Source organism: Rhizobium sp. 10N414 (genome assembly GCF_056394785.1).
On record NZ_JBFTIN010000031.1, the window covers coordinates 1 to 14,391 of the forward strand.

The window sequence follows — 14,391 nt, forward strand, 5'->3', positions numbered from 1 at the left end:
TCGTTGGAGCACCAGACCGTGACTTCCTTCGGGCCGTCCGCCGTGTGTCGCGTGGCGCGCGGAAAGCTGCCGCGGTGACGCTCAAGATCGGCAAAAACGCGATAGCGACCTTCGCTGTGAAGGCCATCCAGCTCGCTTTTGAAAAACGCTTCGAAATCCATGTCATGCTCCAGTGTCGTGCGAGCGTTTGTTGCCAACCGACGCACGCACGTCAACCCTTTGCCATCGCTTTACCATCAACTGCGGCAAAAGGCCCATAGCCTTGAATTATTTTAATTCGAAAAAGCTCGTTTTGGCCAGACGCAGCGAAGAATCGCGAGGCAGACACGCCGCCTCGCGATCCGACCGTTTGTGTCAGCCCGCCTCGGCGACGGCGCGTTTGGCCATCACTTTGATCAGGTTGGCGCGGTATTCCGCACTCGCATGCAAATCCGACATCAGTCCGGCAGGATTGACATCGATGCCAGCGATCGAACCGGCGGACCAGTTCGCTTTGAGGGCGGTTTCCATGGCGGTTTCGCGGAAGACGCCGTTGGCTCCCGCCCCGGTGACGGCAACCCTTACGCCACCAGCGCCCTTGGTAACGAAGACCCCCGTCATCGCATAACGCGATGCCGGATTTGGAAACTTCGAATATCCCGCTTTCTCGGGCGTCTCGAAACTGATGGCGGTGACCAGTTCACCATCTTCCAAGGCCGTCTCGAACAAGCCGGTAAAGAAATCGTCAGCAGCAATCTCGCGCTTGTTGGTGACGATGCTGGCATTCAGCGCCAACATGGCCGAGGGATAGTCCGCCGCAGGATCGTTGTTGGCAATCGAACCACCGATCGTGCCCATATGACGGACATGCGGATCGCCGATCATGCCGGCAAGGTCGCAGATGGCGGGACAAACCGCACGCAGAGCCGCTGATGCAGCGACTTCGGCGTGCGATGTGGCCGCCCCGATGGTCACCTTGCGACCATCGACCTTGATGCCCTGCATCGCCGGAATATGCCTGAGATCGACGAGGTCGCTCGGCGCGGCGAGACGCTGCTTCATCGTCGGTATGAGCGTCATGCCGCCGGAGACATATTTGCCTTCGGATGTTCCCGAAATCATCCTGACGGCTTCATCGACCGAGGACGCGCGGTGATAGTTGGTCTGATACATCGTCGTTCCTCCTCAATGAACCGCGCGCGCTGCCATCCACACTTTCTGTGGTGTGGCGGGCATCGTCAGCATGTTGTTGCCGATGGCATCGGTGATGGCATTGATGAGTGCCGGAGGAGACCCGATCGCGCCAGCCTCGCCGCACCCCTTGATGCCGAGCGGATTGCTCGGGGACGGCGTTACCTGATGCGACACCTTGAACGACGGCAAGTCGTCGGCGCGCGGCATGGCGTAGTCCATGAAACTTGCCGTCAACAACTGACCGTTCTCGTCATAATGCACGCCCTCGAGCAGGGCCTGACCGATCCCCTGCGCAATACCGCCATGCACCTGGCCCTCGACAATCATCGGATTGATGATGTTGCCGAAATCGTCCGCAGCGACGAACTGGATGATCTCGGTCTTGCCGGTTTCCGGATCGACCTCGACTTCGCAGATATAGCAGCCGGCGGGGAAGGTGAAGTTGGACGGGTCGTAGAAGGCAGTTTCCTTCAGCCCCGGCTCCATGCCGCCCGGCAGGTTGTGTGCGGTGTAGGCGGCCAGCGCCACCTGGAACCAGGGAAGGCTCTTGTCTGTACCGGCAACCTTCACCTCACCGTTCTCGATGACGATATCGCTTTCGTCGGCTTCCATCAGATGGGCGGCGATCTTCTTGGCCTTGGCTTCGACCTTGTCGAGCGCCTTGACCACAGCAGACATGCCGACAGCGCCTGAACGCGAGCCGTAGGTGCCCATGCCCATCTGCACCTTGTCGGTGTCGCCATGCACGATCGACACGCTCTCCAGCGGAACGCCGAGACGATCCGACACAAGCTGCGCGAATGTCGTCTCGTGCCCCTGCCCGTGGCTGTGCGACCCGGTGAGCACTTCTATCGTGCCTACCGCATTGACGCGAACCTCTGCCGACTCCCACAAGCCGACGCCCGCACCAAGCGATCCGACCGCCTGCGAGGGCGCTATGCCGCACGCCTCGATGTAGCAGCTCATGCCGAGACCGCGCTTCAGGCCGCGGTTGGCAGCCTCGGCCTTGCGCGCCGGGAAGCCGTTCCAGTCGGCCGCCTGCATCGCCGCATTGAGCGATGCTTCGTAGTCGCCCGCGTCATAGTTCATGATCACAGGCGTCTGATGCGGGAAGGCCCGGATGAAGTTCTTCCGCCGCAACTCGGCGGGCGAAATACCAAGCTCGCGGGCCGCCGTTTCCATCGTCCGTTCAAGCAGGAAGGTCGCCTCGGGACGGCCGGCACCACGATAGGCGTCAACCGGCGCGGTGTTGGTGTAGACCGTCCGCACGTTGGCATGGATGGCCGGAATATCGTATTGGCCGGACAGCAGCGTCGCGTAGAGATAGGTCGGAACCGCCGACGAAAACAGCGACATATAGGCGCCGAGATTGCAGATGGTGTCGACCTTCAGCCCGATGATGCGATGGTCGCTGTCGAAAGCCATTTTGACCTTGGAGACGTGGTCGCGGCCATGCGCATCCGTGAGGAAGGCCTCCGTGCGATCGGAGTTCCATTTCACCGGCACGCCTGTTTTCTTGGAAGCCCAGAGACAGACGATCTCCTCAGGATAGATGTAGATCTTCGAGCCGAAGCCGCCGCCGACATCTGGGGCGATCACCCGAAGCTTGTTCTCGGGCGCGACATTGTAGAACGCGCTCATCACGAGGCGCGCGACATGCGGGTTCTGGCTGGTCGTGTAGCAGGTATAGTGATCTTCGGCAGCGTCATAGATACCGAGCGCAGCGCGCGGCTCCATCGCATTGGGAGACAGGCGGTTGTTGTGGATCTCGATTTCCGTGACGTGCGCCGCTTCGGAAATGGCCTTGTCGGTTGCCGCACCATCGCCGAGCTGCCAGTCGAAGATCAGGTTGTTCTGAGCTTCCGGATGAAGTTGCGGCGCTCCTGGTTTCAGCGCCTCGACTGCCTCGACGACCACAGGCAATTCCTCGTAGTCGATGACGACGGCTTCCGCGGCATCGCGCGCTTCGGCGAGCGAGTCTGCGACAACGATGGCAACGGCATCGCCGACATAACGAACGGTCTCCACCGCCAGCGGGCGCCAGGCGCCCATCTTCATCGGCGAACCATCCTTCGAATGGATCATCCAGCCGCAGATGAGGTTGCCGATCCCGTCAGCGAGCAACTGCTTGCCATCAAGCACGTCGATAACACCCGGCATTGCCTTTGCCGAGGCGGCATCAATCCTCGTGATCTTGGCATGCGCATGCGGACTGCGGATGAAATAGGCGAATTTCATGCCCGGCACGACCATGTCGTCCGTGTAACGGCCCTTGCCGGTCAGGAACCGCTTGTCTTCTTTTCGTGCGACGCGCGCACCAATTCCTTCAACACCCATAATGTCCTCCCAATGGGGTTTCGGGCCTGGCATTCCGCCAAAGAGAATCGTGTTCGGCAGTCAGCCAGACAATCCTGAGAGCTACTCGGCCGCCTGCTTGGCAGCGCCATGCATCTGCTCGTTGGCAGACAGAACGGCTTTGACGATGTTGTGGTAGCCGGTGCAGCGACAGATATTGCCGTCGAGCTCATGGCGGACCGTTTTCTCGTCCAGATCGCCTCCGTGGCGCGAAATCATGTCGACGGCCGTCATCACCATGCCTGGCGTGCAGAATCCACATTGCAGGCCGTGGTGTTCCTTGAAGGCAGCCTGAACGGGATGCAGCTCACCGTTGCTGGCAAGCCCCTCGATGGTGGTGATCGTCGAACCCGACGCCTGGACGGCAAGGATCGAGCAGCTCTTCACTGACTTGCCATCCATGTGAACGACACAGGCACCGCATTGGTTGGTATCGCAGCCGACGTGCGTTCCCGTCAGGCCGAGTTTTTCGCGAATAAAATGGACAAGAAGCGTACGCTCTTCACAGTCACCGCTGACTGCCCGGTCGTTCACCGTCAGTTTCACTTTCGCCATGATTTCCTCCTCGCGCCTCCTCCAGGCGCGGACGGTATCATTTGACGTTTTCGCTTTGGGATCAACCACTACTTTAGGGAGGCTAATTAAAATTCAGCGCGTTCGGTTGTGGCGCATTTGCGCGCAATTGCACCACCAATTGTGCGAAAGCGGAAGCCGAAGGCAGGGTCGCTGCTTTTGCGCCACAGTTTGACGGCTAGCATGACAAAAAAGAATCAGGGACGGCCACAGCTCTTATTGAGGGCGACCAACCTAGGAGAATATTTTGATAAAGAAGATTGTCGCATTCGCCTTGATCGGCCTGTCGATCGCAAGCTGTACACCGACTGAGCGCGGGGCAGGCATCGGCGCAGCCTCCGGCGCGATCATCGGCGGCGCGGTGACGGGAAATGTACGCGGGGCAGCCGTTGGCGCGGCGGTCGGCGGCGTTTCGGGCGCTCTTATCGGCCGCGTCGCGGAGCAGCCGGGACAGTGCTACTATCGCGACGAGTATGGCCGCCGGTATATCGACGATTGCCGCGGCGACTATTGAGCCGGTCCGAAATCATCTCGAATCCCGGGTTCGGCGCCCGGGATTTCTTTTTTTTCCACCATTTCAGCGGCTAAGCGATTTAAAACGGTACACGTCGAGGAATTTTGCCGCTAAGGTTGCCGCCGGCCGGGGGGCGCGAAGCTTAATTCTAGTGTAACCAAAAGCGGTGTATGCAGATTAGAGGGACGGCACCGAAACCGGGTATAGCGTATCGGCGCGTAGGCACCATGTTGGTGGTCGCGGCTGCATTTGCGTTTTCGCCGGCTCTCGTCTCAGAGGCTTTCGCCTTCAAGCTTTTCGGCATCACGTTGTGGGGCAAGGACGACGAATCGGCCAGCGACCAGGTGCCCGATCCGGTGCGCTACGATGTGACACTGACGACCGACGCGAGCGATCCCGATCTCAAGGAAGCATTGGAAAACAGTTCCCGTCTGGTCGGCGACAAGGATCGGCCCGTCTCGGGCGATCTGGGCGTCGTCGTCAAGGCCAGAGACGACCGCGAACGCCTGCTTGCCGCCCTCTTTGAAAAGGCCCGCTACGGCGGCATCGTAACGATCAGGGTTGATGGTCGAAACATCGATGACCTGCCGCCCAATCCCACCTTCAATCGCTCGCGCCCAGTACCGGTGACAATCAGCGTTGCCGCAGGTCCCGTCTTCAAGGTCCGTGAGGTGCAGTTCGGCGGCGATGCTGCACGACGCAATCCAGCCGACTACGATCTTGCTCCGGGTGAGACAGCCGGTTCGCTGACGATCATCAAGGCTGGCGACAAAATCGTCGAGCAGCTGAAAAGCGAAGGCCGGCCGCTGGCGAAGTTGACGACCCGCAAGGTCATAGCCGACCACAGGACGAGCACGGCTGACATTGTCCTCGCCGCCGAGGGTGGCCCGGTCGCCCCAATTGGCGATGTCGGCGTCACGGGCGAAAAGGCCGTTCGACCGGGCTTCATCCAGCGCTATTCGCGGCTGAACAAGGGTGAACAATATTCGCCGGAGGCGCTGCGAAAGGCAGGCGAACGACTGCGCGCATTGGGCGTCTTCTCGAGCGTCACCATCCACGAGGCTGACGAACTGGCGCCAGACGGCACTTTGCCGATGACGATCGAGGTGTCGGAGGGCAAGCGGCGCTATCTCGGCATCGGCGCCCAGTATTCGACAACGGACGGCTTCGGCATCAACGGCTATTGGGGTCATCGCAATCTCTTCGGCGAGGCGGAGGCGCTGCGCATCGAAGGGTCTGTGGGCCGCTTGGGCGAAACGACCAACATCGGCGATCTCGACTATTCAGCCGGTATTACCTTCACCAAACCCGGCGCGTTTGTACCGGCCGCGACCTTGCGGGCCAGCGTCCTTGCCAAAACCGAAAACCCCGACGCCTATACTGCAAAACTCGTCACCGCCTCCCTCGGTCTTTCCTACGAGCTGTCGGACCTGGATACGATAACCGGCGCCGGCGAGGTGAGCTGGGAACGCGATGACGATGCCTTTGGCAACAACAGCTACCTGACCTTCTCGCTGCCTTTCCAGTATGACCGCGATGCGCGCGACAACAAGTTCGATCCGACCGAGGGCTATCGGGGGATGCTCAAGGCAACGCCAAGCTACGAGACCTACAACGGGACCTTCTTCTCGAGCTTCGAGGGCTTGATCACCGGATATCATGCGCTGGGAGCGGAGGACCGCATCGTTCTTGCCGGCAAGCTTGCCGCAGGTTTCCTTGTCGGGGCAGACGATCTCCAGAACATTCCTGCTACACGCCGATTCTTTGCTGGCGGTGGCGGCTCGGTTCGCGGCTTCAGTTACCAGGAGATCTCGCCCCGCAACGCCGACAATGAAGAGACCGGTGGCGCATCCTATGTCACTGCGTCGTTCGAGACCCGGATAAAGGTTACCGATACGATCGGGATAGTGCCCTTCATCGATGTCGGGACGGTTTCAGCAGACATTGCGCCCGATTTTTCCGACATTCGGGCCGGTGCAGGCATCGGCGTTCGCTATGCGACGCCATTTGGTCCACTGCGGCTTGATTTTGCAGTACCGCTCAACAAGTACGAGGATGGCACGGATTTCGGCATCTACGCTGGCATCGGTCAGTCATTCTAAACCCGCTCGCGGCTCGTGGCGCCTCGCGCGCCTTGAGCCGCCATAGAAACGGAGTAATGTCCGCGGCCATGCAGACACTGGCGAAAATCTTGAACTGGATCGTGCGACTGCTGGCCTATTCGGCTGGTGTCGTGCTGGTCCTTCTTGCCATCGCCATCGGTGTTTTCGGCTTCACGTCCTTTGGCGCGCGCATCGTCACCGACAGGGTCGCCTCGAGCCTTTCGAATCGGGATATGACCATCAAGGTTCAGGATCCCGGCGGGCTGCTGACTGGCGGGCTGCGCGCCAGCCAAATCGTGCTCTCCGACACCAGGGGCGTCTTCGCTCGGGTCGACAGGCTGGCGATTAACTGGAATCCCTTGGCGCTCCTAACCGGCCGGTTCCATGCCACAAGCGTCGAAGCCGCGGCAATCCACATCCTCAGACAACCGGTGCGCACACTTCCGTCCCGTCCGGCTGCAGAGGGTCAAAGCGACAGCGGCTTCTCGTTGCCGATCAAGCTCGACATAGACAAGATCGCCCTGCCGGAGATCAACCTCGCCGAACCGCTGATCGGGCGGGCCTTCACACTTGCCGCGGACGGCAGCCTGCGTGCCGACAATGAAGGCGGCAATGCCTCGATCAATGTCCGCCGTCACGATGTTCCGGATGCCAAGCTGATCGCCGATGTCGCCTTCATGCCGGATCGCAACCAGTTGCGGGTGAAGGCAAAACTGACGGAACCAAAGGGCGGGTTGCTCGCAGGTGTCCTGGCGCTGCCCGGCAACCCGGCGGTGGAAATCAGCCTGACCGGAGATGGACCGATCTCGGATTGGCGAGGCCAGCTGCAGGCAGCACTCGACGGACAGCAACGCGCCTCGATCGAAGCGCACCACACGCTGACGCCGGAAAGCCTTCACCACCTCGACCTCAAGGGTGGTGGCGACCTCAGCTCGCTGCTGCCAGCGGCCTTCCGTCCGCTCTTTGCCGGGCAGACGAACATCGACGTCGCCGCGAACTTCGACAACAGGGGAAAGATCGACATCCAGACCGGCAATCTGGCAACCGGCGCGATGGTCATCGCCGCATCGGGCACGCTGGATCCACGAGGCAAGAACAGCCTGAACGCCAATCTCTTGGGAACATCGGGACCCGTCGATTTCCGCTGGCCGCTGACCGAAGGCGAAGCGCGGTTTCTAATTTCCGGCATCAATCTTTCCCTGACCGGCGACGCCAAGGCCTCCCGCCTCAACGCCAGTGCCTCCCTCGATTCCGCCATGTTGCCCCAGGCGACGATTGGCAACGTGAAGCTGACGGCAAAGAGCGACAATTTCAATCTCGCCGGTCGCACCGGAAGCGTTCAGATTACGCTCGCCGCCGGTGATACGTCCTTCGTCAATCCCGACATCAACCGGGCAATTCAAGGCCCCGTTACCATCACCCTGCCATTGCAGATTTCGCCGGATGCGCTCGGCTTCAACGGCGCCACGATCGAAAGCGCTTCGGCAACAGCAGCCCTCAACGGTTCCTACAAATTGAGCGCCAGCGCGTTGACCGGCAATGCCAAGCTGACCATCCAGCCAGCCGCGCTGCCGCCTGCGGTCGCGACGCGTTTCAACGCACCAATCGTGATCGAGGGCCAGGTCGCGGGAACCGTTCCTTCGAAATTCAACGTCTCGAACCTCTCCATCAAGTCGAGCTCCCTCGAGGCGACCGGCGCGGTCGTGCTCGACGAAGATAGGCTCGATGCCAACCTCTCGGGTCGTATTCCGGATATGCAGCCGCTGCTGGCAGGCGCAGCGGGCGAATTGAACTACCAGCTAAGCGCAAAAGGCAATGTTTCGGCTCTCGCAATAGCGGCCAATATCAAAGGGCCATCACTGGTAATGGCCGGCCGGCAGGTCAAAGACCTCGACATCAACGTTTCCGGAACGGCGGACCCGAAGGCGCCGCAAGCAGACATCACCGCCAAGGGCACGATCGACAACCAGCCGATCAACGTCAGCACCGCTGTTCAGGCCGTGGACGGAAACATCCGGCTGCCGTCGATCGCCGCCGACGTCGGCAACAATCGCCTGACCGGCCACGTCGAACTGTCGCCGGCGTTTGCGCCGACCGGACAGGCGACGTTCGACTTCCCGGATATCAGCCTTCTCGCGGCACTTGCCGGACAGAAGGCAGAAGGCGACCTGAAGGGATCGGTCGATATCGCCAACGACAACGGCAGGATCGCCCTCAAGGTCGTAGCATCTGGCAGCGGCCTGAAACGTGACACCTTTGCCATCGTCAGGCCAGACATCAACGTCGCGGTCACCGACCTCAAAGCATTTGCCGCGACTGGCACGATCAAAGCGGAGGAACTTGCTTCCGGTCCTAACAAGGCTGAAAGCCTGGAGCTGAGTTTCACGCAGCAACAGAACCGGACGAACTTCGATCTCGGCGCCAGCTATGATGCCAATCCGTTGGTCGCATCGGGGAATGTCGAGGTGAACGCCGGCACGACGCTGCTTCGCCTCGACCGTTTCTCGGCGAAACCGCGCAACATTCCGGTGGAGCTTGCGTCGCCGTCGGAAGTGTCGATCAGTGGCGGCACCGTGACGCTTGATGCGATGGAACTGAAGACCGGCGATGGCTCGGTCCACCTGAGCGGTACCGTCGGCGAGACTCTTGATATCAAGGCGGACATCCGGAATTTGCCCGCAAGCCTTGCCAACAGTTTCGTGCCGAAGCTCGATGCCGCAGGCACAATTTCGGGGAAGGTCGTCGTGACCGGCACACCGGCAGCGCCGATTGCCAACTTTGACCTGAATTGGAAGGATGCCGCCACCAGCCAGACAAAGGGCGCCGGCCTGTCGCCGCTGGCGATCGGTGCAAACGGGACCTTTGCCGACAACACACTCAATTTTCAAACGAACCTCAGCGGCAAGGGCGGCGTATCGCTGAAGGCCGCTGGCAATGTCGTGACCGGTGGCCCGAACGCGCAGTCGCTGAAGGTGGATGCTGATATCGTCAACATCCCGGCCGGATTGGCGAATGCATTTGTTCCGGATCTTGCCGCCGAAGGTTCGATCTCGGGCAACGTCACGGCGGCCGGGAAGCTGCCCGACCCGGCGCTCGATTTCAAACTGAACTGGAAGAATGCCGCGACGAGCCAGACCAGAAGCGCCAAGCTCTCGTCGCTTGGGCTGACGGCGAGCGGCAACCTCAAGGACAATATTCTCAGCTTCAACACCTACGCACGCGGTAGCGGCAACATGTCGCTAAAGGCGACCGGCACCTACACCGTGGCAGGCGCCGACGCTCAGACGCTGAAGCTCGATGGGCAGCTCGCCAACATTCCGGCTGCCCTGGCCAACGGCTTCGTGCCGAATCTTGCCGCGGAAGGCATGATATCAGGCACGATATCGGCCTCCGGCAAGTTGCCGAAACCGACAGCAACCTTCGACCTTTCCTGGAAGGACGCGGCCACCAGCCACACCAGGGCAGCCCGCCTCTTTGGCATCAACTTGACGGCGACGGGCAATTTCGCGGATGAAAAATTGACCGTCCAGAGCGACCTTAGGGCGGACGGCGGGGTGGCGTTGAACGCCTCCGGCAACGTCTCCCTGGCGGGAACGAAAATCCAGGACCTGACGGCCAACGCCACGATACGCAATCTTCCCGCAAGCCTGGCAAACGCGTTCGTCCCGAACCTCGGCGCCAGTGGTACGATATCAGGCACCGCGTCCGCTTCCGGGACGCTGCAACAGCCGACGGCAAACTTCGACGTCAGCTGGAAGGACCTCGCAACCACTCAGACGAGGGAAGCACGCCTTTCCGCCCTCGCACTTGGCGCCAAGGGAACCTTCGCCAACAACACGCTCGATTTCGAGACGAATCTCGACGGCGATGGYGGCTCCGCCCTCACGGCGAAAGGAAAGGTTACTGTCGAAGGTACGGCCGTGAAGAGCCTGCAGGCGGATGCCACGCTTCGCAACCTTCCTGCCGCGCTGGCAAACAACTTCATGCCTGATCTCGGTGCCGAAGGAACAATCTCGGGAACGGCAACCGCGTCCGGATCGCTACCGATGCCGGCCGTCGATTTCAAGCTCGATTGGAACAACGCCGGGACTCGTCAGACCAGGGCTGCCGGCCTTTCTGGCCTTCGGCTGAACGCGACCGGCAACCTCGCCGACAACAGGCTCTCCTTTGATGCAACGCTGAACAGCACTCGCACCACCCTGCTGAAGGCAAGGGGTACGGCAATCCTCCAAGGCGCCGGAGTCGCGGGCCTCTCGGTCGATGCCGATATCGTGGATCTGCCCGCGAGCCTCGCTAATGGCTTCGTCCCGAACCTGGGGGCGGAAGGAACCATCTCGGGCACGGCAAGGACGTCGGGAACAGCGACCAACCCAATCATCGATTTCAGGCTGGACTGGAGGAATGTCGCAACCACGCAGACGAGGGCATCCGGTATCCGGCCGCTTTCGGCGAATGCAAGCGGAAGGCTTGCGGACGGCAGGGTCGACTTCATGACGAACCTAAGCGGCAGCGGCGTGTCGATGAGAGCTGGCGGCAACTTTGTCATCACTGGACCGAATGCCCCGTCGCTGACGGCCAATGCCGACATCTCCAATCTTCCCGCCGGGCTTGCCAACGCTTTCGTTCCGGGGCTTGCCGCCGAAGGCAATGTTTCGGGCACCGTCAGGGCATCGGGCCGACTGCCCGTGCCCGCTGTGGAATTCAACCTTGACTGGAGGGGCGCCGCCACCAGCCAGACCAGAAGCGCCGGGCTTTCGCCGCTCAGCATAACTGCGAACGGAAGACTGCAAGACAACCGGCTGACGATCGACACCAATGTGACGGGCGAGAGCGGGCTGTCCCTGCGGGGCGGTGGCAACGTTGGCATTACAGGCAATCGCGCGCTGGACCTGCGCTTTTCCGGCAACCTGCCGTTCGCCGTGCTCGGTGCGCAGCTTGCCGCCCAGGGGTTCGTTGCCGATGGCAGGGCCAATTTTGATCTGCAGATTGGCGGCACCGCGGCCGCGCCGTTGATCAACGGCACGGTTGCGACCAGTGGCGCAAGGATCGTCGATGTCCGTCGCAACCTTGCGATCAACAATCTGGCGGCAGACATCCGGTTCACCGGAAACCAAGCCGTGATCTCGCGCCTGACTGGCCAGCTTGCCAGCGGTGGCAGCATCTCAGCATCCGGCAGCATCGGAATCCAACCTGCCTCCAACTTCCCTGCGAACATCGACGTCAGGCTCGACAGAGCGGTCTACGTCGATGGAACGCTCGTGGTGGCGACCGTCGACGGCACGATCGGTTTGCGCGGTCCGCTGCTCGCAAATCCCACCCTGAACGGCAGGCTGCATCTGGAAAGAGCCTCGATCACCGTCCCCGAGAGGCTGCCGACCTCGCTGCGCGAAATCGACGTCAAGCACGTCAACGCCCCCAAGGGGGTTCTTGCCCAGTTGCGCGACGAGTCGCAGCAGGGTGCCCGCGCGAAATCCAACTCCTTCAATCTCGATCTTCAGCTGGACGCTCCCTCGCAGATCTTCGTGCGTGGTCGCGGTATCGATGCCGAACTGGGCGGTAGCGTCACGATCAGGGGAACGGCGGCGGAGCCCGTCGTTTCCGGCGGCTTCACCATGCGGCGCGGTCGCCTGACGATTCTCAACCGACGCCTCGATTTCACCAATAGAAGCCGTATCACCTTTGCCGGTGACCTCACCCCCGCCCTTGAGCTGGAGGCAAGCTCCACTTCCGGTTCCACGACGCTGACGGTCGATGTCAGCGGGCTCGCAACCGATCCCTCGATCACCTTCTCGTCGTCTCCGGCCCTCCCGCAAGACGAAGTTCTGGCGCAACTGATCTTCGGTCAATCAATGTCGAGGCTGTCGCCGGTTCAGATCGCTCAGCTTGCCGATGCCGTCGCCCAGTTGGCCGGCGGGCGCTCCGGATCGCTGTTCCAGGGCCTGCGCAATCAGCTTGGCGTCGACGATTTCGACATCAGCACCGATGCCAAAGGCCGCACCACCGTCAGCGTTGGCCGCTACCTGAATGACCGGACTTATTTCGAATTGCAGCAGACCACCGGCAAGGGCGGCGCGAAGGCAATCATCAATTTCGATGTCGGCCGTGGCGTGAAGTTGCGCGCCGGCGCGGGTGGCGACGGCGAAGGGGAAGCCGGCGTCGTTTACGAACACGAATACTAGAAACCGGTCTTGCTGGTTTTCAGCAGGATGTTGGTTTCCGTCGTATTGATGCCATTGATGAGCCGGATGCGGCGAAGCGTTTCGTCGAAGGAGACGAGGTCGCGGTCCTCAAGTTCGGCAATGAAGTCCCATTTCCCGTTGGTGCTGTGCAGGGCACGCACCTGCGGCAATCCACGGAGCTGATCGGCGACCTTGTCCGCAAGCTTGCCGAGTACTTCGATCATGACGATCGCGCGCACTCCGGCCGCGCGGGTTTCATGGCCGGTGCGAACGGTGAACGCCGTGATTGTGCCGTTGGCAACCAGCCGGTCGATGCGCGCCGCGACCGTCGCACGCGATGCACCGGTCATTGCCGCCAGCGAAGAAACCGGCGTGCGCGCATTGTGTCGCAAGGCGCTGAGAAGTTCTTGGTCGAGATCGTCCATGGCTGCCACTTTGTCAAAATGCACTTATCAAACTGGTCAATCATAGCGCATTATCGGCACTTTTTCATCTATTTGTCGCCGCGCCGATATCTCAATATGCTTTCGGAAAACACGAGCTAAAGAGGGACGCATGCAGCCACAAGCAAGATCGGTCACGCTCATTGGAGCACCACTGGAAGAGGGTTCGGGGCGCAGGGGCGCCGCGATGGGTCCAGCTGCCCTTCGCATCGCGGGCGTCGACCAGACACTGATCGATCTTGGCCATGATGTGGTCGATGCCGGGGATGTTCATGTCGTTCCGGCGCGCGATCTGCCGAACCATCCGAAGGCCCACAACCTGCGTGTCGTCGGCGCATTTACCCGTGCGCTCGAAGCCGGTGTCTATGATGCGGCCGCGGCCGGACGCTTTCCGCTGATCCTTGGCGGCGACCACAGCCTGTCGATGGGCACGGTATCAGGCATGGCGCGCTACGCCGCCCAGCAGGGCCGGCCGCTCTTCGTCCTCTGGCTCGACGCCCATTCCGATTTCAACACCCCGGCGACCTCGCCCTCCGGCAATATCCATGGCATGCCGGTCGCCTATTTCTGCGGCCAGGCCGAACTTGCCGAGATCCTGCCGAAGGACCGCCCCTTCGTTGATCCGCGAAACGTCTTTCAGGTCGGCATCCGGTCGGTCGATGCGTCTGAACGGGAGCTCATCAAGGAGCATGGCGTCAACGTCTTCGACATGCGTTGGCTCGACGAACAGGGCGTTGCCGCGGCGATCCGCCAGATCCTTGGCGTCGTGTCCGATGCCAACGGCCTGCTGCATGTAAGCCTCGATGTCGACTTCCTCGATCCGGAAATCGCGCCCGGCGTCGGCACGACGGTGCCCGGTGGCGCGACGTTCCGTGAAGCGCATCTCATCATGGAGATGCTCTGCGACAGCGGCCTCGTCTCCTCGCTCGACCTCGTGGAGCTGAACCCCTTCCTGGACGACCGTGGCAAGAGCGCCCGGATCCTAGTGGAACTGACGGCAAGCCTCTTCGGCCGCCGCATTTTCGACCGTCCGACCCGCGCCGCCTGAGGAG

Annotated in this window: 8 protein-coding genes and 1 pseudogene; 4 read left to right on the forward strand and 5 right to left on the reverse strand. The window is 61.3% G+C overall.

Translation table 11 applies throughout. The features are described 5' to 3' along the window. The 4 genes and pseudogenes from AC1DE4_RS23205 to AC1DE4_RS23220 form a co-directional block, all read right to left on the reverse strand. Positions 1-161, reverse strand: a pseudogene (locus tag AC1DE4_RS23205) (5-aminolevulinate synthase); the annotation flags it as partial. Between the two features lie 193 nt (positions 162-354). After that, positions 355-1,152: an FAD binding domain-containing protein gene (locus AC1DE4_RS23210; RefSeq protein WP_018855711.1), complete on the reverse strand. Its 798-nt coding sequence runs from the start codon at positions 1,150-1,152 to the stop codon at positions 355-357. 12 nt (positions 1,153-1,164) lie between these two features. Next, a complete protein-coding gene (locus AC1DE4_RS23215; protein ID WP_192241119.1) occupies positions 1,165-3,510 on the reverse strand; it encodes a xanthine dehydrogenase family protein molybdopterin-binding subunit in 2,346 nt (781 codons plus the stop codon). A gap of 81 nt (positions 3,511-3,591) precedes the next feature. Further along, positions 3,592-4,083, reverse strand: a complete 492-nt coding sequence (locus AC1DE4_RS23220) for a (2Fe-2S)-binding protein (RefSeq protein ID WP_018855713.1) — start codon at positions 4,081-4,083, stop codon at positions 3,592-3,594. Positions 4,084-4,351: 268 nt separating this feature from the next. Here AC1DE4_RS23220 and AC1DE4_RS23225 point away from each other — a divergent pair, with 268 nt between their 5' ends. From AC1DE4_RS23225 to AC1DE4_RS23235, 3 genes are all read left to right on the forward strand, one after another. After that, positions 4,352-4,615, forward strand: a complete 264-nt coding sequence (locus AC1DE4_RS23225) for a glycine zipper domain-containing protein (RefSeq protein ID WP_025662706.1) — start codon at positions 4,352-4,354, stop codon at positions 4,613-4,615. 170 nt (positions 4,616-4,785) lie between these two features. Next, positions 4,786-6,717 (forward strand): autotransporter assembly complex protein TamA, encoded by a 1,932-nt coding sequence (locus tag AC1DE4_RS23230; protein WP_192241118.1) that lies wholly within the window; start codon positions 4,786-4,788, stop codon positions 6,715-6,717. A 68-nt stretch (positions 6,718-6,785) separates the two neighbouring features. Further along, positions 6,786-12,896, forward strand: coding sequence for a translocation/assembly module TamB domain-containing protein (locus AC1DE4_RS23235; protein WP_192241144.1), 6,111 nt, complete (start codon positions 6,786-6,788; stop codon positions 12,894-12,896). Here the strand turns inward: AC1DE4_RS23235 and AC1DE4_RS23240 are convergent. Further along, positions 12,893-13,321 (reverse strand): Lrp/AsnC family transcriptional regulator, encoded by a 429-nt coding sequence (locus AC1DE4_RS23240; RefSeq protein WP_018855717.1) that lies wholly within the window; start codon positions 13,319-13,321, stop codon positions 12,893-12,895. The two genes, AC1DE4_RS23235 and AC1DE4_RS23240, sit on opposite strands and share 4 nt — an antisense overlap. 130 nt (positions 13,322-13,451) lie before the next feature. Here AC1DE4_RS23240 and rocF point away from each other — a divergent pair, with 130 nt between their 5' ends. After that, positions 13,452-14,387, forward strand: coding sequence for an arginase (rocF, locus tag AC1DE4_RS23245; protein ID WP_112825832.1), 936 nt, complete (start codon positions 13,452-13,454; stop codon positions 14,385-14,387). Positions 14,388-14,391 lie beyond the last annotated feature (4 nt).

Bases quoted from the DNA above. Each gene is read 5' to 3' on its own strand.
- AC1DE4_RS23210 (WP_018855711.1), bottom strand. From the start codon at position 1,152: ATGTATCAGACCAACTATCACCGCGCGTCCTCGGTCGATGAAGCCGTC.
- AC1DE4_RS23215 (WP_192241119.1), bottom strand. From the start codon at position 3,510: ATGGGTGTTGAAGGAATTGGTGCGCGCGTCGCACGAAAAGAAGACAAG.
- AC1DE4_RS23220 (WP_018855713.1), bottom strand. From the start codon at position 4,083: ATGGCGAAAGTGAAACTGACGGTGAACGACCGGGCAGTCAGCGGTGAC.
- AC1DE4_RS23230 (WP_192241118.1), top strand. From the start codon at position 4,786: ATGCAGATTAGAGGGACGGCACCGAAACCGGGTATAGCGTATCGGCGC.
- AC1DE4_RS23240 (WP_018855717.1), bottom strand. From the start codon at position 13,321: ATGGACGATCTCGACCAAGAACTTCTCAGCGCCTTGCGACACAATGCG.
- rocF (WP_112825832.1), top strand. From the start codon at position 13,452: ATGCAGCCACAAGCAAGATCGGTCACGCTCATTGGAGCACCACTGGAA.